General features: G+C 73.0%; 22 protein-coding genes. 13 read left to right on the forward strand and 9 right to left on the reverse strand.

The genetic code is table 11. From position 1 onward, the window contains the following. The first annotated feature begins 222 nt into the window (after window positions 1-222). A complete protein-coding gene (locus tag ACIGG8_RS22285) occupies window positions 223-678 on the forward strand; it encodes a hypothetical protein (RefSeq protein ID WP_396550115.1) in 456 nt (151 codons plus the stop codon). A gap of 101 nt (window positions 679-779) precedes the next feature. Here ACIGG8_RS22285 and ACIGG8_RS22290 read toward each other — a convergent pair whose 3' ends face one another. From ACIGG8_RS22290 to ACIGG8_RS22300, 3 genes are all read right to left on the reverse strand, one after another. Next, window positions 780-1,550 (reverse strand): RICIN domain-containing protein, encoded by a 771-nt coding sequence (locus ACIGG8_RS22290; RefSeq protein WP_396550116.1) that lies wholly within the window; start codon window positions 1,548-1,550, stop codon window positions 780-782. Beyond that, window positions 1,547-1,990, reverse strand: coding sequence for a hypothetical protein (locus ACIGG8_RS22295; protein ID WP_396550118.1), 444 nt, complete (start codon window positions 1,988-1,990; stop codon window positions 1,547-1,549). The genes ACIGG8_RS22290 and ACIGG8_RS22295 overlap by 4 nt, the downstream gene beginning before the upstream one ends. Window positions 1,991-2,334: 344 nt before the next feature. Beyond that, the gene (locus tag ACIGG8_RS22300; protein ID WP_396550120.1) at window positions 2,335-3,195 is read right to left on the reverse strand and encodes a LysR family transcriptional regulator; all 861 of its coding nucleotides are present in this window, start codon (window positions 3,193-3,195) and stop codon (window positions 2,335-2,337) included. A 98-nt stretch (window positions 3,196-3,293) separates the two neighbouring features. On the opposite strand from ACIGG8_RS22300, the gene ACIGG8_RS22305 reads away from it, so the two are divergent. The 5 genes from ACIGG8_RS22305 to ACIGG8_RS22325 all read left to right on the forward strand — a co-directional run bounded on the left by ACIGG8_RS22305 (window position 3,294) and on the right by ACIGG8_RS22325 (window position 7,366). Continuing rightward, window positions 3,294-3,647: a carboxymuconolactone decarboxylase family protein gene (locus ACIGG8_RS22305; protein ID WP_396550121.1), complete on the forward strand. Its 354-nt coding sequence runs from the start codon at window positions 3,294-3,296 to the stop codon at window positions 3,645-3,647. Between the two features lie 406 nt (window positions 3,648-4,053). Then, a complete protein-coding gene (locus tag ACIGG8_RS22310) occupies window positions 4,054-4,791 on the forward strand; it encodes a DUF4232 domain-containing protein (protein WP_396550123.1) in 738 nt (245 codons plus the stop codon). Window positions 4,792-4,932: 141 nt separating this feature from the next. After that, window positions 4,933-5,061 (forward strand): hypothetical protein, encoded by a 129-nt coding sequence (locus ACIGG8_RS22315; protein ID WP_350522430.1) that lies wholly within the window; start codon window positions 4,933-4,935, stop codon window positions 5,059-5,061. Between the two features lie 271 nt (window positions 5,062-5,332). Further along, window positions 5,333-6,097 (forward strand): DUF4232 domain-containing protein, encoded by a 765-nt coding sequence (locus ACIGG8_RS22320; protein WP_396550125.1) that lies wholly within the window; start codon window positions 5,333-5,335, stop codon window positions 6,095-6,097. A gap of 381 nt (window positions 6,098-6,478) precedes the next feature. Continuing rightward, window positions 6,479-7,366 (forward strand): DUF4328 domain-containing protein, encoded by an 888-nt coding sequence (locus tag ACIGG8_RS22325; RefSeq protein ID WP_396550127.1) that lies wholly within the window; start codon window positions 6,479-6,481, stop codon window positions 7,364-7,366. 120 nt (window positions 7,367-7,486) lie between these two features. Here the strand turns inward: ACIGG8_RS22325 and ACIGG8_RS22330 are convergent, their stop codons facing one another. Beyond that, on the reverse strand, window positions 7,487-7,813 hold the full coding sequence (locus ACIGG8_RS22330) for a hypothetical protein (protein WP_396550129.1): 327 nt from the start codon (window positions 7,811-7,813) through the stop codon (window positions 7,487-7,489). 321 nt (window positions 7,814-8,134) lie between these two features. On the opposite strand from ACIGG8_RS22330, the gene ACIGG8_RS22335 reads away from it, so the two are divergent. Further along, window positions 8,135-9,133, forward strand: a complete 999-nt coding sequence (locus ACIGG8_RS22335) for a helix-turn-helix domain-containing protein (protein ID WP_396550131.1) — start codon at window positions 8,135-8,137, stop codon at window positions 9,131-9,133. Here ACIGG8_RS22335 and ACIGG8_RS22340 read toward each other — a convergent pair. Next, window positions 9,111-9,605, reverse strand: a complete 495-nt coding sequence (locus tag ACIGG8_RS22340; protein ID WP_396550133.1) for a peptidase inhibitor family I36 protein — start codon at window positions 9,603-9,605, stop codon at window positions 9,111-9,113. The genes ACIGG8_RS22335 and ACIGG8_RS22340 overlap by 23 nt on opposite strands. Window positions 9,606-9,940: 335 nt before the next feature. On the opposite strand from ACIGG8_RS22340, the gene ACIGG8_RS22345 reads away from it, so the two are divergent. Beyond that, on the forward strand, window positions 9,941-10,705 hold the full coding sequence (locus ACIGG8_RS22345) for a DedA family protein (RefSeq protein ID WP_396550135.1): 765 nt from the start codon (window positions 9,941-9,943) through the stop codon (window positions 10,703-10,705). A 36-nt stretch (window positions 10,706-10,741) separates the two neighbouring features. On the opposite strand, the gene ACIGG8_RS22350 is transcribed toward ACIGG8_RS22345, so the two are convergent. Then, window positions 10,742-11,731 (reverse strand): ArsR/SmtB family transcription factor, encoded by a 990-nt coding sequence (locus ACIGG8_RS22350; RefSeq protein WP_396550137.1) that lies wholly within the window; start codon window positions 11,729-11,731, stop codon window positions 10,742-10,744. Window positions 11,732-11,924: 193 nt separating this feature from the next. Between ACIGG8_RS22350 and ACIGG8_RS22355 the strand changes: the two genes are divergently transcribed. Next, complete coding sequence (locus ACIGG8_RS22355) at window positions 11,925-12,296, forward strand: hypothetical protein (protein ID WP_396550139.1); 372 nt, start codon at window positions 11,925-11,927, stop codon at window positions 12,294-12,296. 212 nt (window positions 12,297-12,508) lie between these two features. Continuing rightward, a complete protein-coding gene (locus tag ACIGG8_RS22360; RefSeq protein WP_396550140.1) occupies window positions 12,509-12,775 on the forward strand; it encodes a hypothetical protein in 267 nt (88 codons plus the stop codon). Here ACIGG8_RS22360 and ACIGG8_RS22365 read toward each other — a convergent pair. Both ACIGG8_RS22365 and ACIGG8_RS22370 read right to left on the reverse strand, forming a co-directional pair. Then, entirely contained in the window at window positions 12,760-13,086 is a 327-nt protein-coding gene (locus ACIGG8_RS22365; RefSeq protein ID WP_396550142.1) for a hypothetical protein, read from the reverse strand. The two genes, ACIGG8_RS22360 and ACIGG8_RS22365, sit on opposite strands and share 16 nt — an antisense overlap. Window positions 13,087-13,669: 583 nt before the next feature. After that, window positions 13,670-14,104 carry a hypothetical protein gene (locus ACIGG8_RS22370; RefSeq protein ID WP_396550144.1) on the reverse strand — a complete coding sequence of 145 codons (435 nt, stop codon included), beginning with the start codon at window positions 14,102-14,104 and terminating at the stop codon, window positions 13,670-13,672. Window positions 14,105-14,348: 244 nt separating this feature from the next. On the opposite strand from ACIGG8_RS22370, the gene ACIGG8_RS22375 reads away from it, so the two are divergent. Continuing rightward, window positions 14,349-15,080 carry an SDR family oxidoreductase gene (locus ACIGG8_RS22375; RefSeq protein WP_396550146.1) on the forward strand — a complete coding sequence of 244 codons (732 nt, stop codon included), beginning with the start codon at window positions 14,349-14,351 and terminating at the stop codon, window positions 15,078-15,080. Window positions 15,081-15,110: 30 nt separating this feature from the next. On the opposite strand, the gene ACIGG8_RS22380 is transcribed toward ACIGG8_RS22375, so the two are convergent. Then, window positions 15,111-15,461 (reverse strand): hypothetical protein, encoded by a 351-nt coding sequence (locus tag ACIGG8_RS22380; RefSeq protein WP_396550148.1) that lies wholly within the window; start codon window positions 15,459-15,461, stop codon window positions 15,111-15,113. Window positions 15,462-15,693: 232 nt separating this feature from the next. On the opposite strand from ACIGG8_RS22380, the gene ACIGG8_RS22385 reads away from it, so the two are divergent. Together ACIGG8_RS22385 and ACIGG8_RS22390 are read left to right on the forward strand one after the other, a co-directional pair. Next, entirely contained in the window at window positions 15,694-16,290 is a 597-nt protein-coding gene (locus ACIGG8_RS22385; RefSeq protein ID WP_396550150.1) for a TetR/AcrR family transcriptional regulator, read from the forward strand. 75 nt (window positions 16,291-16,365) lie between these two features. Beyond that, on the forward strand, window positions 16,366-17,586 hold the full coding sequence (locus ACIGG8_RS22390; RefSeq protein WP_396550151.1) for an MFS transporter: 1,221 nt from the start codon (window positions 16,366-16,368) through the stop codon (window positions 17,584-17,586). Window positions 17,587-17,971 lie beyond the last annotated feature (385 nt).

Genomic DNA, 17,971 nt, shown 5'->3' on the forward strand with positions numbered 1-17,971 from the left:
GTTTTTGCTCCCCCGACCACCGCGCTCTACCCTTGCGCGAACACACTTGGCCTCCCGGCCGCAACGACGGGCTGGGCCTGCGAGGCCGGCGCGGCGGACGCCCGGCGGCCTGTCGGACCTCCGGGGACTCTGCCCGTCCGTCAGACGGGCTGGGTGGCGAAGACGAAGAGGCCCCCGGGGCCGCCGTGCCGCGTGTCGGAGGCCGATGGCATGATCCGGCCGGTGGACCTGAGACCGGAACTGACACCCCCGCCGGTGAGCCCCCGGCAGCTGGACGAACTCTGCCGTGCCGTCGTGCGGATCGCCGACCTGGTGCTCAGCGGGGCCGGGGGCGCCGGCGAGGAGATCAGGGCCCTCAACGCGAGGACGGGCCACGACTACACGGCACTCGACTTCGCCGAGTACGAAGGCGGCCGGGGCCTGGTCGCCTTCGCGACGGAAGCAGCCCGGCCGGCCCGGCCCCGGATCGCAGACATCACCAGGGACGAACTCGTCGAGATCGTCGACCGACTACTGACCGCGGACCCGGAGAGCGACCACTACCTGCGGCTCCTCGAAGCCAACGTGACGCATCCCCGGGTCGGCGACCTGATCTTTCACCCCCCGGCCGAACTCCGCGACGCCTCTGCCGCGCAGATCGTCGACGAGGCCCTCCGGTACCGGCCGATCGCCCTGTGACTGGTGGGCCCGGTGTGACCGGTGGGACCGGTAGGGCCGGTAGGGCCGGTAGGGCCGGTAGGACTCGTGGGACCGGTCCGCGTCCACCGGAACGGACGCGGTCAGGGGGAGAGGTGCCACCACTGGTCGTCGTACGCCTCGCCGCAGGAGGTCTGCGCCGCGGGCCGGCCCGCCTCGTCGCCCTGGACCATCAGGCACTTGGCGTTGCCGGTGCTGCGCAGCATGAAGTGCCCCGACCGGGCCCCGGCCCCCCACAGCAGTTCCCAGTGCTGCCCGTCGGGCCGGGCGGTGCAGTCGACCTGGCGGACGGCGGCGAAGTTCTCCGGGCCGGCTGCGGACAGGCACCGGCCGCCGTCGGCATTGCGCAGGGTGCGGAGGGCACCGTTCTGCGGGGCCAGCGTCCAGGCCCGGTCGGCGTCGCCGGTACAGGCGTCCTGCACGGGGACGAGCCCGTCCCCGGGGCCGGGCGCCCGCAGGCACAGCCCGCTGCCGTCGTTGACCAGTCGCCCGGTGAGCACCGACGGATCGGCCCCGGCGGTGCCGGACGGTGCCGTGCCGGACGGCGCCGTGCCACTCGATGTCGTACCGGGCGGTGCCGCGTTCGAGGCCGGGATGCCCGCGCCCGGCCCGGCGCTCCGGGGCGTGGGGTCGCTGCCCACCTGGACGGCGATCACGGTGGCCACGCAGACCAGGGCGACCGCGCAGGCGGAGATGATGCCCGCGCGGTGCTCGTGAAAGTTGACCTGGAGGTTGCCGTTGCCGTGCTGCAGTCCGGTCGGGCCGCGGAAGTCGTGCCCCCGGGGGCCGTCCTCGCGCCGACCGTCACCGCCACCGCCACCGGACCTTTCGGGCCCGGCGCCGGGCCCGGTCACGAGCGGGAGCCGAACCGGTTCACCTGGACGTTGTTGTCGCCCGACTGGACCGCCGTCTGATCGAGGAACACGTTCCCCGTGACGCCTCCGCCGGACGGCCGCGACGCTTGCGCGGCCTCGTCGAGCAGCAGGCGGAGCCCGGTCGCGAGGTCGGCGCGCTCGTCCGGATCCAGCTCCTCCAGGAGGTCCTCGATGCGGGTCCGCCACGCCGTGCCGAGCCGGGTGCGCTCCTCGCCGCCGGCGCCCTCCGGTCCGACCGCGGCCAGTTCGGCGGCGGTCCGGTCCAGCCGTTCCAACTGGGCGTTCTCCTGCTGCCGGTCGGCGCGGCCCAACAGCCGGGCCAGCCGGTTCCTGAACGCCACCCAGGCGTCCGTCCCGGCGGCCTGCACGACGCCCGAACCCACCGCCGCGGCCAACGCGGCCATCGCTCCGTCCAGCACAACGGTCCCCCCTCGACGTCCCGAGCAGTGCTTCCACGGTAGCCGCGCCCGTCCCGGCGCGACAGCCGTTCGCAGGGGCAGGGCACAGGGCGCACAGCACCAGGAACGCGCTGCCGGGAACGCGAACGGGGTCCGGTACCTGGGTAGGTACCGGACCCCGTTCGGCAATGGAGCGCCAGGCCCGGGTCGCACGGACTCTTCCTACTGAAAGTAGGACGTGCTCTGGTAGCACCGCTGACGCCTGACGAGGAATCATTCTCCCTCGCGACAAGAAGAATATTAGCAGCTCAGCGCCCGTGCGCGGAACCGCCGTGGGAGGCTCGTGCGGCTTCCCCTGTCCAGGACTAACCGGCCGACGCGCACAGGGCGGCCGCGTAGGCGGGGATCAGCGGGGAGCGGTCGGCCCGGCGCCAGGCGAGGACCAGACGGCTCGGCGGGAGGTCGTCGACCGGGCGGAAGGCGATGCCCTCGACCCGGTGGCGGGCGGCCGCCTGACCGGGGACGAGGGCGACGGCGCGCTGCCACAGGACGGCGTGCAGGCACTCGTCCAGGGACCGGACCGCCGGTCCGTCGGCGCTGTCGGGGGTCGGCTGCCAGAAGGCCCGCCAGGTGGGGTCGGCGGTTTCCGGCAGGCGGACGGAGCTGCGGTGGGCGAGTTCCCCGGCGCTCAGGCTGCGCCGACGGGCCAGCGGGTCGTCGGCGGGGACGGCGGCGTAGCAGCGGTCCTCGCGCACCGTCCGCGTCGCCAACCCGGTCTCGTCGAACGGGCCGTAGGTGATCGCCACGTCGACCTGGTCGGCCGTGAGTCCGATCAGCGGGTCGCCCAGGTCGCCCTGGTGCAGCCGGACGGTCGTGTCGGGGCAGCTCCGTGCGAAGGCCCGGGCGGCGGGGAAGGACAGCGCCTGCTCGCCCGGTCCGAGCACCCCGACCCGCAGCACCCGCTCGCCCGCGGCCCGTCGTACCCGCTCGCGGGCCCGTTCGGCGCCGGCCAGCAGGGCGCGGGCCTCCACCAGCAGGACCCGGCCCGGCGCGGTCAGTTCCATGCCCCGAGGGGTCCGGACGAACAGCGCGCAGCCGAGGTCCGCTTCGAGTTCGCGGATGCGCTGGCTCAGGGGCGGCTGCGACATCCGTAGCCGCTTCGCGGCCCGTCCGACGTTCGCCTCCTCCGCCACCGCGACGAAGTAGCCGAGTCTGCGCAGGTCCATGGGGGTCACGATAGCGATCGGAAGCGATAGCGGAAGCATGCCCACCCGGTCCGAAACGGTCTTGGACGCGCCGTGCGCCGCGCGGCTTGGATCGGGCCATGACCTACCAACAGCCCTCGGACCTGCGCACCGTGCCGACCGTCCGCGCCCTGGCCCGGGACGAGTTCGACGCCTTCATCCACTTCCACGAATCGGTCTTCCGGGAGGGCGGGACGATTCCGCTCAAGCTGCGCGAACTGGTCGCGCTGGCCGTCGCGATGACGACGCGGTGTTCCTACTGCATCGACACCCACACCCGGGGCGCGACGGACGCGGGGGCCACGCGCGAGGAGATCGCCGAGATCGGGTTCGTCGCCGCGGCCGTCTGCGCCGGCGGCGCGATGGCCCACGCCCTGCTCGCCCTGCGCCTCGACCGTGAGCACCACCACCCCGGGAAGGACGCCTCCGAGTAACCGGTCCGCGGTGAGTGATTAGCGATCCGCCGCCCGTCGTCTCCGGCCGCGGTGTGGGTGAGTCTGCCCGCACCGCGGCCGGTCGGCTTTACGGCGCCCGTCCGGTCGCCCGACGGCGTGCCGGATCGTCTCCATTCCTGTCCCGTCGACCCCTCGGCGACCGCTCGGCGACCGCTCGGCGAACCCTCGGCGACCGCTCGGCGAACCCTCGGCGTCCCGTTCCAGCGTTCCAGGCTCGGACCATTCCCGCTGGTCAGAGCCTCATTCGCCGTTCCACCCTCCCGATCGTGCCGCCAGGTGTGGTGGCTGGGACGAAGTGCCCCGCAGGCTTCGGTCATCAAGCCTCGGTCATCCGATCGACGCACCGGCCCACCCGTTGGGCGAACGCCGAAAGGGGCACCACCACATGTCCGTCCGCACCTCCCGCACCCGGCTGATCACCGCTGCCGCCGGCGTCGCCATCGCCGCCCTCTCGATGACCGCGTGCAACGGCGACGGGGACGTCAAGTCGGCGGGACCCGCCCCGACAGTCACGGTCACCCCGTTCACCACGCCGCCCACCGCACCCGCGACCCCCTCGACCTCCGCGGCGCCCGGCGCCCCGTCCGCCGCCGCCCCCACCGGCAAGGCCCCGGCCGCCACCGCCTCCAAGCCCGCCGCCAACGCCCCGGCCTCCTCCGCGCCGAAGGCCCCCGCGGTTCCCGCCGCCGCCAACCCGAGCACCTGCGAGGGTTCCAACACCAAGACCACCGCCGCCCCGCTCAACCGCCCCGTGAACCACATGCTGCTCACGGTCACCAACACGGGCTCCGGCATCTGCTACCTCTACGGCTACCCGGCCGTCCGCTTCGGCGAGGCCCAGTCCGTGCCCCCCGTCATCGACGACTCGAAGCCGCAGGCCGTCGTCACGCTCAAGCCCGGCGAGTCCGGCTACGCCTCCGTCAACCTCTCCTCCACCGACGGCACCGACGGCGCCAACGGCCGCACCGTGACCTCCCTGGAGGTCTACTTCCACGGCCCCTCCGGCAACGAGAGCGTCGGCGCCGGAGCCCACCCGCCGCTGCCGGCCAAGGGCGCGTACGTCGACGACTCCCTCAAGGTCACCTACTGGCAGCAGTCGATGGACGACGCCGTCTCCTGGTGACACCCGCACCACCCGACCCGAAGAGCGACCGGTAGCCCGAAGACCGGCAGCCCGAAGGCCGGTAGCCCGAAGACCGGCAGCCCGAAGGCCGGTAGCCCGAAGACCAGTAGCCAGGCCCGGAAGACAGGAAGGCAGACCACCATGCCCGACACCGCCCGCAGGATCGCCCGTCGCCTGGCCGTCTACGCCGGCACGGCCCTCCGGATCCTCGTCCTCGGCCGTCCCGAGGACCCGGACCTCGCACGGAAGGCCGGCCTCACCCTGCGCTGACGTCCGACGTCCTGCCCTGCCGACCGGCGCGGGCGGTGCACCACCGGATCCGTCGCGCGGTCGACAACTCCCACCGGCACAACAGGATCTGTCAACCGCGCCGTACCCGATCGAACGTCACGGTCCGGTCCCTGTCATGTCCTGGCGATTGTGACGCCACGGATGCCACCAGATTCCTTCTGCCGTACGTCCTTTGAACTGTCCGAGCGCATCGGCGCCGATCGGCGCCGGGCAGCGCCCCTCACGTACCCATCGTCATCGAGGAGTCACCATGTTCGTCCGCAACCGTCGTCCGCTGCTCGCCACCGCCGTCCTCGTCGTCGGGGCAGGGCTGGCGTTGACCGCGTGCGGGCCCGACAACGCCGACACGGCAGGCGGCTCTCCGGCCCCCGCGCCCACCTCGGTGGCAGCCGCGCCGTCGACGCCGGCCGGCCCGGCCACCGGTGCTCCCGCCGCGAGCGCGCCCACCGCCGGTGCCTCGCCCACCGCCACCCGCCCGGCCGCCAAGACACCGCCCGCCGCGAGCCCGTCGGGCGCCGCCAAGCCCGGCGGCACCCAGCCCGGCAGCGGGGACGTCGGCACCGACGCCCGGCCGTGCGACATCGAGAACCTCACCGTCCAGGCGGCGCCCCGCGCCGGGTCTCCGAGCCAGTGGGCCATCGAGGTCCACAACAACGGCACGGGCACCTGCAGCCTGAGCTCCACCCCGGGCGTCGACCTGGGCAACTCCACCGCCCGGGACCAGAGCAACAACATCAAGCCGATCCTCGCCAGCGGCACCCTGCGCTTCCCGGTCCCGGCGGGCCGCAGCGCCTACGTGGTGATCGACCTCGACCCGAGCGGCGCCACCACCGGCACCACCCCCGGCATCAACGAGATCAACGTCCTGGTCGACGACGACGACACCAACATGCCCCTCGCCGACACCCGCAACTTCCCGCTCGCCGCGGGCACCCACGTCCTCAACCCGCAGATGGGCATCTACCGCCCCACCCTGGCCGAAGCCGTCACCTCCGTGGCATCGGCCGGCAAGTAGCCGGCCACCCTGCGGCCTGCGCCCGTCCCGGCCCGTCCGCCGCACGTCCTTCACCGACGGCCTCCGGTGGGACACAGCGAGCACACTGGTGGATCACGGGGGCCCGGTGCCGGGCAGGGACGCCGATCGGCTCCGGCCCCGGATCCGACTCTCCAGGCTTCGGATCAGACTCCCGGGCCCGGATGCCGGAGCGATTGCCACGTATCCGGCGATACCGCCTCCGAGCTGGGAATTCACGCTGGCCGACGGCGCCACGGATCCCCTAGAGTCGGCGCGCCCGCCCCCCGTCGGGGTGGTGGCGTACCGGTGTGCGGGGTCGAGCACACGGCGATTCCAGGAGTTGACGATCTGATGGTGTGTGTGGCGTGCGGGGCACGCCCCGTGGGTACGGACAGCGGCCGCTGCTTCGGCTGCGCAGAGGCGGTCCCCGGATGGGCTGCGGCGCTGAGCCCGGCGAACGGCCTCGCCGTGGCGGTGTACGCCCTGCTGGCGTTGGACGCCGCGCTGGCGGTGCTGGCGGTCGCGCTCGACGTGTGGTCCGACGTCCTCGTGGGCGGGCTGCTGGACGCGCCGGGTGACACCGACCTCGACGAGGTCGATGCCGTGCACTCCGCGGCGCAGATACTGAACGAGGTGTACCCCACGTTGGCGCTGGCCACCGCCGTGGTGTTCATCGTCTGGTTCTACCGCATCCGCAAGAACGCCGATCTGCTGCTGCCGAACGGGCACCGCCTCGGGCGTGGCTGGGTCATCGGGGCGTGGTTCACCCCCGTCGCCGTGCTCTGGTTCCCCTGGCAGCTGATGGTCGACTGCTGGAGGGCCAGCGCGCCGCTGGACGCCGAGGGAAGGCGGCGCACGCCGCCGGAGAAGGTCATCGCCCTGTGGTGGTCCACCTGGATCGGCTCGATCATCGTCGGCCGGATCGCCGCCACCATGCTGAAGCACGTGGACCCGTCGGTCCCGGGCGACCTCGAAAGCCTGCGCAGCACCATCCGGGTGGAGGCCGCCGGGTCGGCGCTGCGGCTGGTGGCCGCGATCGCGGCGATCATGGTGGTCAACCGCCTGACCGCCATGCAGCTGGCCCGCCGAGCCGACGTCAACCCGCTCGCGGCAAGGGCAGCCCAGGAAGCCCGCGTCCACGCCGTGGTCTCGGCCCCGGCCGCTCCGCCGGTGTCCGACGCCGCACCCGCGCCGGTGTCCGACGCCGCACCCGCGTCCGTGGCCGCGTCCACCTCCGCCGCCGCGCCGGAGGGCCGACCCTCCACCTGACCGACGGCACGCGCACCCGGCCGGGCCCTCCCCGGCCGGGCGCCCGCGGGCCCATGACTTCCAGTGACGTCAGGCAGACGCTCGCTCGGTCAGGCCACCATCAGGCGGCCGAGAACCGGGCTATCCGTCCGCGCCCGGTCGCCCGCGTCGGCCCCGGAGCCGACGCCACCACCGGCGGACGGCCGAAGGGCGAGGCCTGGCGCCGGGGAACGAGGAACCCGTCGTCTCCTCGCCCTCGTGCACGATCTCCGTGGTGCCGGATCGGAAGCTCTCGATGGAGATCGCCAGGGCCGGCGACAGGTGCCGGACACCGTCGGTGTCGACGGTGGAGTCAGCGACGAGGATGTCCGCCTGGATCACCGAGCCGTGGACGGTGACGTCGCCCTCGATCCTGTTCACGGCCCGGAAGGCCTCCGGCTGCTCCCCGTCCGCATGCTGCTCGGACACGCCTGGTGCTCCCTCCCGCGGGCCGGCCCTTCCCGCAGCAGCCTCGCACGGCGAGAGCCCCCTGGGAAGCCGGAATGCCGCCGTCAGGCCGATCCCTCCCTGACCGTCAACCCGGCTGCGATGATGGCCAGTTGACCTCACGCCGCCCGCGGGTGGCGTGGTGCGGGACCGGCAGCCGTGTACACCGGGCGGTGCGGGCTGCGGAGTTGGCGGATTCGAGCGCTTGCGGGGAGGTGGCGGCCGTGCGCAGGCTGTGTCATGTCGGCGACGTGCTCGGGCGGCCGTGTCGCACGCCCCCCGGGGGAGCGCAGGGAGCGGCCCATGCCCTACCACCACCTGGACAGTTCCGCCGTCGAGCCGGGGCACCGGTTCGAGTGGTGGTGCGAGATGGTCGCCCGGGACGTCGCGCCCACCCGGATCACCACCGAGCACGCCGACGACTTCCCCGCGACCGTCGGCACGCTGGCGCTCGGCCCCGGGCAACACCTCACCACGATGTCCTTCCCGTCCATCCGATCGGAGCGCACCCCCGCTCTCATCCGACGCTCCGACCCGGAGGTGTACGAGCTGGCGCTGATCCGGGGCAGCGCGATGTGGATCGCCCAGGGCGACAACGAGACCAGGATGCGCTCCGGCGACCTCGTGATGTGGAACACCTCCCGCCCGTTCGACGGCCGCGGGTTGCCCGGCGGCGTGTCCCGGGCCGTCATCCTGCACCTTCCGGCAGCCGAACTCCCGCTGCACCACCGCCGCTTGGACCGGCTGCTGGCCAGCTCCGCGTCCGCCCGCGGCGGCGTCGGCGGGGTGCTGGCCGCATTCCTGCGCGGCCTCGTGCGGGAGGCGCCCGCCGTCGCCGAGCACGAGGCTGTCCGGCTCGGCATCGCGGCGCGCGAACTGGCCGTCGCCTTCCTCGCGCACCGGCTGGGCGTGGAGGACCGGCTGCCGCCGGAGCCGCGCCACCGGATGCTGCTCGCCCGCATCGACGCCTTCATCGAGGAGAACCTCGGCGACCCGGACCTCTCGCCCACCGCGATCGCCGCCCGGCACCACATCTCGCTGCGCACCCTGCACGGGCTCTTCCACCGTGAACAGCGCGGCGGTGTCGCGGCGGTGGTCCGCCGGCGCCGCCTGGAGCGGTGCCGAGCGGACCTCGCCGACCCGGGTCTCGCGGTGGTGCCGGTGCACGCGATCGCGGCGCGCTGGGGCTTCCGCGCCGCTGCCGCCTTCAGCCGGGCCTTCCGCGACGAGTACGGCACCACCGCGAGCGACTTCCGGGCCTCGGCGGGTGCGGGCGTCGCTACGAGCCGCAGCGGACGTTGACCGCGCTCAGCCGGTCGTTGTGCGCGGAGGCGAGGTTGCCCTGCCACCAGCGGGGGACGGTGCCCATGAATCCGGAGTAGTCAGAGCCGGCGTAGATGTCGGCGGGGCCGCCGCCGCGGTTCCAGACCGAGCTGGCGCGGTCGTCGAACCAGTCCGGGACGTCGTTCAGCCCGCAGTAGGGCACGATCCAGATCCAGCCGCCGGCGTTGGCGTTCTGCCAGAAACAGGTCTGGCCGTCCTTGCAGAGGTCCCAGGCCGAGTCGAGCGCGTCCGGCCCGGTGACCCGGTACAGCCCCGGCTCCCCGGCGACCGCGGTGACGGTGGTCGCGGCGCTCGCGGACGGAGCTGCGGCGAGCGCCGAGGCACCGGCCAGGGCGGCGACGGCCGCGGCGGCGAGCCTGGTGCGGACGGACGGCCTGGTGCGGACGGGCGACATGGTGCGGACGGGCGACATGGTGCGGATGGGCGACATGGTGCATCCCTCCCGGGTACGGCGGTGGGCACCGGCGTGGTGCCCACCACCAACCCTGCGGCAGCGCGCGACGGGAGTCGTCGGCCGTCCGCGCAAGGTCCGTTGACGATGCGCGCAGGCCGGCCGGGTGCCGCCGGGCAGGCGGCGTACCGCGCGCCCCCCCGGGCCGGGCGCCGGCATCGCGGGCGACGGAGCCGTCGGCTTCCCGGACGGCCGTCGGCCGACCCTCCCGTCGTTGCGGGACGCGCCGCCCCGGTCCCGTGCGACGGGGTCGGTGCGGGGACAAGCGTTACATTGGGGCGGAAAGGGGCACGATCGCCGACGAGGTGTGGCCGATGCACGCGATCACCGACTGGCTGCGCAGCCTGTCCGGCCCGGTCGTGTACGCGGTCATCGGCGGCATGGTCTTCACCGAGGACGCCCTGTTCTTCAGCTTCTTCATCCCCGGCGAGACCGCCGCCGTGTTCGGCGGCTTCCTGGCCCACCAGGGCCGCGCCTCGCTCGGCCTGATGGTCCTGGTCGTGGTCTGCGCGGCCGTCCTCGGTGACTCCGCCGGGTACGAGATCGGCCGGCACCTCGGCCCTTCGATCCTCCACACCCGCCCGCTGCGGCGCCATGCCAAGCGGGTCGGCACGGCACAGGACCTGATCCGCCGGCGCGGGCCGGCCGCCGTCTTCGTCGGCCGCTTCATCGCCTTCTTCCGCCCGCTGGTGCCCTCGCTGGCCGGGATGTCCCGCATGCCGTACCGCCGGTTCCTGCTCTACAACGCCCTCGGCGGGGTCGCGTGGGGCGTCGGCTTCACCCTCCTCGGCTACTTCGCCGGAGCCGCCTACACCAGGGTGGAGGGCACGGTCGGCCGGTTCGCCGCCATCGCGATCGCCGTGATCATTGCCGTCACCCTGCTGGTCTGGTACCTGCAGCAGCACCGCTCGCGGGGCGATGAGTCGTCGGACGACAACGGCGACAACGGCGGCGACGGCGTCGACGGCGGCGACAGTGACGGCGACGGTGATGGCGACAACGGTGATGGAGACAACGGTGATGGCGACAACGGCGGTGACGGCAACGGCGACGGTGATAGTGACGGACGGAGCCCCTGAACCGGCCACCCCGACGGCGCGGGCGTCCTCGGGCGGCTACTGCCCGCCGTGCGTGGCCAGGGCCCGCTGGTAGAGGACGGTGCGGGACCGACGGGTGCGTTGTACGAGTCCGGCCCGGTGGAGGATTTGCAGGTGGTACGAGACGGTCGCGGGGCTGAGGTGCACGCGCCGGGCGAGTTCTCCGGTCGTGCGGGGCTGGGCGAGTTCGGCCATGAGCCTCGTGCGGGTCGGGCCGATCAGTGCTCCGTCGGGCGCGGTCGGGAGGCAGTCGTTCGGCCCGACCGGGTAGACGATCAACGGCAGGCGGGGGGCCGGCGCGCCAGGGGGCTCGGCACCGCAGAAGGTCGCCCGTCCCGCGAAGACGCTCGGTACGAAGATCGCGGCGTCGGCGTCGAGGTTGGACGTGGGGAGTCCGGGGGCCGTCGGGTGGACGGTCAGGGCGCCGCCGTCCCACTCCAGGTTGGGGGCCAGGTGGTTGACGGCTTCCGCGATGCCGTGCCGGGTGATCACGGTGGCGCGGGCGGCGACGTCGCCCTCCAGCCGGGCACGGATGCCGGGCCAGTGACGCGCGAGGGCGGTGTGCCAGAACTGCTCCAGCTCCACCGCGATGCGCTGTGCCACGTACTCCTCGCCCCGTTCCATCGCATCGAGGAGCAGCCGGGGCGGCCGGTCGGCTGCGGTGCGCCCCCATGAGTGGCCGCCGACGGCCCCCGTGAGTTCGTAGCGGATCCGGTCCCGGCTTGTGGTGGCGACGCGGTGCAGGGCCTCGTCCAGGGGCAGCTGGAAGCCGGGCGGTTCCGGCCGGAGGAAGTCGGGGGCGTAGCCGCGTGGGCCCCCGCCCGCGACGACGGCGAGCAATCCCAGCCGCCCCGCGGACAGTGCCTGCCGGGCCGTGGCCTGCCACTCGGGGTCGAGTGAACCGGGCGAGCGGGCGAGGGAGTACAGCAGGTCCTTGGCGACGTCGAGCGGGGTCATGGCGAACCTGACCTTGCCCAGCCCCTGACTGCCGAGGTCGATCCTGATCACGAGCCGCCCCCCGCGTCGAGATTCTCTTCGAAAGAAATCGAATCATTCGACGGCGGATGTGTCACCGGGGTTCCCTGGATCCCGTGCTCGACACCCCGGGCGGTCGGCCCGAGTTCCGCCGGGCTCCACCGGCTGACGAACGGGTGCCCCGCACCGACCTTCCATGACCCACTGACATCTACGAGGGAGTCACATGAAGTTCGTGAAGGCAGGACTGACCACTGCCGCCGTCCTCGCGGCCACGCTGGGCGCCACCACCTCCGCACACGCGACGACGACGCACTGCAACAGCAACGGCAACTTCTCCATCTGTGCCTACGCCACCTGGTACCGGTACGTGGGCGACACCTACGCCACGGTCTCGCTGTCCTCCGGCCACTACACCGACTACCGGTGGACGATCACCCCGTCCAGCGGCAACTCGCAGACCGGCCTGTTCTACCCCGGTCAGAGCGCTTCGGCGGACTTCTCCGGCCGGGTCAACGTCACCGTGTGCGTCAGGGAGGCGACGCTCGGCACCGTGTGCGTGGGTCCGTTCTCGCCGGACACCAGCAACGCCGGCTGATCCAGCGCCGGCATCGGTCCGCCCCGGTCTGTCCGTCCGGGGCGGACCGATGCGGCACCGAGCTTGAGCACGAGCACGAGCACGAGCCCGAGCACGAACACGAGCCCGGTCCCGAGCCCCGCGCATGGCGACGTTTCGGCAGATCAGCCCCGTTATCACCCCTCTTTCGTGACGCTTGGTCAGCACTGCCACCGGGCCCTACAGTGCGCGACATGAACCTCCGCACCAAGAAGACGCTGTCCGTCCTGCTCAAAGGCGCACTCATCCTCACCTTCTGGACCGTCTACGGCCTGGCCAGAGGCGGGCAGTTCCGGTTGAATCCGTTCTTCTTCGTCTCCGTGGCGTTGTTCCTGGCGATCGCCGGGTACACGTGGTGGTGGTACGGCGACTCCGACAAGGCTGTGGGCCTGCGGGCGCAGGTGGAAGTGAAGAAGGCCGCCCGGCAACTCCGGTCTCCCGGTGGTCAGCCGCGCTCGTAGTGCGCGAGGTACCCGGTGAGTTCGTCGTCCATGCTCTCCTCGCCGTAGCCGTGCAGCGCGCACCACAGGCGGTTCTCCACCCAGAAGCGGAACGCGAACTCCTCGAACGAGGAAGCGCACCGCGCGATGGCCCCGAACCAGTCCACCGGCACGCCCGGTTCGTCCCACTCCGGCGCGTCCGCGAGGTCCAGCGGGGAGGCCACCACGAAGGCCTCGCCGGTGGGGCGCAGGTACAGGTACCAGTGCACGCAGTCCTGCTGGTCGCGCAGGAAGCGGACCAGGAAGGCACCGGGCCGGTGCCGCCGAGCCACCCGAACCCGCCGTCGAAACGGGCCGGTTCCAGCGGCGGCAGCGTGTCGGCGTCGTACCACTCGTAGGTGCCGCCGCACGGGCGGTGCGGGCCGAGGTCGGACGCGCACCAGAGGTCCTGGAAGACGGGACGGTAGGTCGGCTCGGTGGCAGCGGTCACGGTGCTCCTCGGTACGGGCTGCTGCGTCACCTGACATCCTTCCGCCCGGCACTGACAATCCACGGCCCGGCAGCCTGACGGTGTGGGAGACTCCGCCGGAGTCGATCACGGGGGTGCGCGGTGGGACGTGTCTTGACGTGGGTGGTCCGGTGCTGCGCGGTGGGGGCGTGGACGGCGATGGCGGTCGCGCTGGTGCGGGCCTTCGGGCTGGGCTCCGGCGCCGTGCAACCGCAGACCGGCCTGCTCCTCCTCGGGTGGGTCGGCCTCGGACTGCTCTGGCTGCGGCTGGTCGCCCTCTGGACGCGCGCGGCCCTGCGCGCGGTGGCGCGAGCGAGGTCCGGCCTGCCCGGCCCACCAGGTCTGCGAGGCCTGCCCGGTCTGCCCGGCCTGCCGGCCTTCCCCGGCCGGGGTGCCCCGCCCGGGTGTTACCGGTCGGCCGCTTCCAGGACCTGCGTGACCAGGGAGACGTCGGCCTTGGGGATCACGATCACGTGCTGCTCGTCGCCCGCGGCGAGGTCGAGGCGGGCCATCTTCGGGAGCGGCGCCTTCTGGCCCGACGGCGAGAGGCGGAACGGACCCTGGAGGACGACGTTCTCGCGGGTGCGCCGGTTGTGCCAGGTCACCGCGTCGGCCGAGAGGTGGAGGTGGCCGGAGGCCGTGTGCGGAATGGTCCGTCCCTTGCCGACCGACAGCATCTTGACGGTGCCCAGCGTCGGGCTTGAGCAGAACACCTGCAGGGTGGTGCCCGCCCGGAGGTCGGCGAGGTCCTTCTCGGTGCTGAGCCGCCGGATGCCGAACATCGAGAGCAGGGCGTCGGAGAGAGTTCTGGTTCCCGCGGAGCGGCGGATGTCGGTTGTCATGGCGCAGATTCTCCCAGGGGATTCTGGCAGGCCTGTGACCAGGGTGGTTCCCGGGACGCCGAGGCATTCCCCGTGGCCTCCGGGCAGGTTCGTCCGCCTCGTGAGGTCTGCCGATCGGCTGCCGATTCGTCACGGTGGGTGATGCCCCGTACGGTCCGGGCTCGCCGGGACGGGCGCGTTCGCCGAGGGTTGGCAGTACGGAAGGCGCATGTCGGACGCCAGTCATCGAAAGTGGGCGAATGCCATGAAGGTCGCAGTCATCGGCGGAACCGGGCTGATCGGGTCACGGGTCGTGCAGAACCTGAACGCCTCCGGGCACCAGGCCGTACCGCACTCCCTGTCCACGGGCGTGGACGTCATCACGGGGCAGGGGCTGGAGGAGGCCGTGGCGGGCGCCGACGTCGTCGTCAACCTGACGAACTCCCCGACCTTCGACGACGCCTCGCTCGTCTTCTTCCGGATCTCGATGGACAACCTTCTCGCCGCGAGCCACAAGGGCGGGGTCGGGCACGCCGTCATCCTCTCCATCGTCGGCGTGGACCAGGTGCCCGATCTGGACTACTACCGGGCGAAGGTGCTCCAGGAGGAGACCCTCAAGGCCGGACCGGTCCCGTACTCCATCGTCCGTGCCACGCAGTTCATGGAGTTCATGGACGCGACCCTGGCCATGACCGCCGACGGCGACACCGTCCGCCTGCCGCGCACGCCGATCCAGCCGATCGCCGCCGCGGACGTCGCCGCCGTGGTCGCCGAAGTCGCCGCGGGCAGCCCCCTGAACGGCGTCGTCGACATCGCGGGCCCGGACGTCTACCCGCTCGACGAACTCGGCCGACTCACCCTGACCGCCAAGGGTGACGGGCGCCGCGTCGTCACCGATGACACCGCGGGCCTGTTCGCCGCCGTCCACGGCGACGTCCTCACCGCCCCGAGCGGCGCCCGCATCGCCCCCACCCACTACACGGACTGGCTCGCCTGAAACCCCGTGCCGGGCCCGGGCGCCCGCGGATCACATCGTCTGGACCTCGCTCGACACGGTGAACCCCTGGTGGCGGCAGGTGTCGATGACCGTTGCCACGGCGCCCGTCCAGAAGTAGTAGCGGTGGCCCTGGACGGTGCGGAGCCCGACACCGGCCGTCCCCAGGCGGCCGCGGCAGGGGAAGACCTCGGCGATCTCCTCCGGTGTGCCGTCCAGCGGCTCCGCGCCGGACATCCGCCACACGGCGCCGATCAGCCGGGCCCTCAGGTGCACCCGCCCGGATCCGACCGTGAGCACGCCGAACGGCCAGGTCGCGTTGAGTCGCCCACCGTCGAAACGCCCGGCCACCGCCGGGAAGTTGGCCCCACCCGTCATCCGCACCCGCTCAGTATGCCCGAGGCGGATCGCGGGCCTCCGGCCACCGTGTCCTGACCGCCGGGCCGACGAACGCGTCGACGAACGCGTCGACGAACGCGTCGACGAACGCGTCGACGAACGCGTCGACGCGAGCCGCGCGGTTCGGGTCATCGTGACGGCGCGGACGAGGTGCACGACGCCGGCAGTCCGGCCGGGTGCCACCAGGAACGCAACTCATTTGCATTAAGCTGGACGCATGAGTGCCCGACCGACCACACGCCCCGGCGGCCGCAGTGCCCGCGTCCAGCAGTCCGTGCACCAGGCCGTCCGTGATCTGGAGGCGGAGGTGGGGCGGGATGCGCTCACCGTGCCGCTGATCGCCGCCCGCGCGGGAGTGACGCCGTCCACCGTCTACCGGCGCTGGGGGGATCTGCGGGAACTGCTGTCCGACGTGGCCGTCGAGCGGCTGCGCCCCGACGCCCCGCCGGCCGACCACGGCACCCTGCGGGCGGATCTGGAGGCGTGGGCCGTGCAGTTCGCCGAGGAGATGTCCTCGACGGCGGGCCTCACGTACATCCGTGACGCCCTGCTGGGGGAGCCCGAGCAGGGCAACGCGGCCCGCTGCTCCGACTACGCCGCCGAGCAGTTGAAGGCCGTCAACGTGCGGGCGGCCGGCCGCGGGGAGGCGGTGCCCGATGTGGAGACCCTGCTGGACGTCGTCGTCGCCCCGCTGATGTACCGGATCCTGTTCCGCCCCTCGGATCTGTCCGCGGCCTACATCGAGCGTCTGGTCGCAGCGGCACTCGCTCGCGCCGAGTCCCCTTCGGCCGTCCTTCTGCCGCCTAAAAGCTAAATATTTGCGTTTCTGGGCGGCGCGAGCCTAAGGTGACTAACGCAAAGCATTCGCCTTAAGGCTCCGAGGTGTTCCATGACCAGCGTCACGGCCTTACCGTCCCACCCCCGCCGCCGGCCCGTCCTGAGCCGGCGCGGCGCCTTCCCGCTCCACGCCTCGATCCTGGTCGGCCTGCTGGCCGCCTCCAGCGCACCGACCCCGCTCTACGCGGTCTACCAGGCCGCATGGCACTTCTCGGCCCTGACGCTCACCATCGTGTTCAGCGCCTACGCGCTCGCCCTGTTGGTGGCGCTGCTGACCGCGGGCACGCTCTCGGACCACCTGGGCCGGCGCCCGGTCCTCGGCGCGGCGCTGCTGGCGGAAGCCGCTGCGATGGGCGTCTTCGCCACCGCACAGGGGACGTCGGCGCTGATCGCCGCCCGGATCCTGCAGGGACTGGCCACCGGCGTGGCCACCAGCGCCGTCGGAGCCGCTCTGCTCGACTTCGAGGACCCCGACCGGCCGGGCCGGGCGACGGCCGCCAACGGCATCGCCCCCGTGGCCGGCATGGCGGTCGGCGTGCTGGCCGCCACCGCCCTCGTGCAGTACGCCCCCGCCCCCACCCGCACCGTGTACCTGCTGCTGCTCCTGCTCTTCACCGCGCAGGCCGTCGCAGTCCTGCTCACTCCCGAGACCGCGTTCCCCCACGTCGGCGCATGGCGCTCACTGCGCCCCGCGATCGCCGTCGCCCGCGCCTCCCGGCCGGCCATGGCGTTCGCCGCACCCGGCGTCGTCGCCGCCTGGGCCCTGGGCGGCTTCTACTCCTCCCTGGGCCCTTCGCTCGCCCGGCTCATCGCCCCGCACGCCGCCCCCGCCACCGGCGGCCTGGTCTTCTTCACCTTGACGGCCGCGGCCGGCCTCGCCGGCCACTCCACCCGGGCGCTGCCCGCCCGAGCGGTCAGCCTCGCCGGCACCGCGCTCCTGATCCCGGGGGCCCTGCTGACCCTGAGCGGCCCGCACCTGCACAGCCTGTCCGCACTGTTCGCCGGCACCGCCATGGCCGGCGCCGGCTTCGGCGCCGTCACCCAGGCCGCCCTGCGCCTGCTGCTGCCCCCGGCCGACCCGGGCGAACGCGCCGGCACGCTCGCCGCCTACTACGTGCTCAGCTACCTCGCCATGAGTGTCCCCGCCGTCCTCGCCGGTCTGCTGACCAACCTGTTCGGCCTGCAGACCGCCCTCTCGCTCTACGCCGGCACGGTCATCCTGCTGACCCTGATCGGCCTCGCCCGCGCGGTGCGGCAGCCGCGCACCGCCTGACCGAGCCCCGTTCTTCCGGTACCGCGGCACCATCGCAGCACCCAGCCCAGAGGACCCACCGATGAGCACCTCCACGCCCCGTCAGAACACCCCCGACACCAGCACGGGATGGAGCCTCGGCGACATCGCCGTACACCGCGTGGACCGTTGTGCACAGACCACCCTTCGGTGCGGGAGAGAGCGTCACCCTCATCAGCTTCGGCTTCCGTGTGCGTGATCGACCACCTCTGATCGGCGCCCGGCGGGGGGCCGCCGGGCGCCGTGACCTGCCGGCGGCGTGGCGTCAGGGTCGCGGTCGACCTCGACGCCCCCCCCCCCCCCCGGGGGTGTAAGTTGGCGCACCCCCCCTTTCGGGACCCCAACTTGAGGGGGTGGGGGTTGTAGC

The sequence above is a fragment of the Kitasatospora sp. NPDC085464 genome (assembly GCF_044541955.1).
GTDB lineage: Bacteria > Actinomycetota > Actinomycetes > Streptomycetales > Streptomycetaceae > Kitasatospora.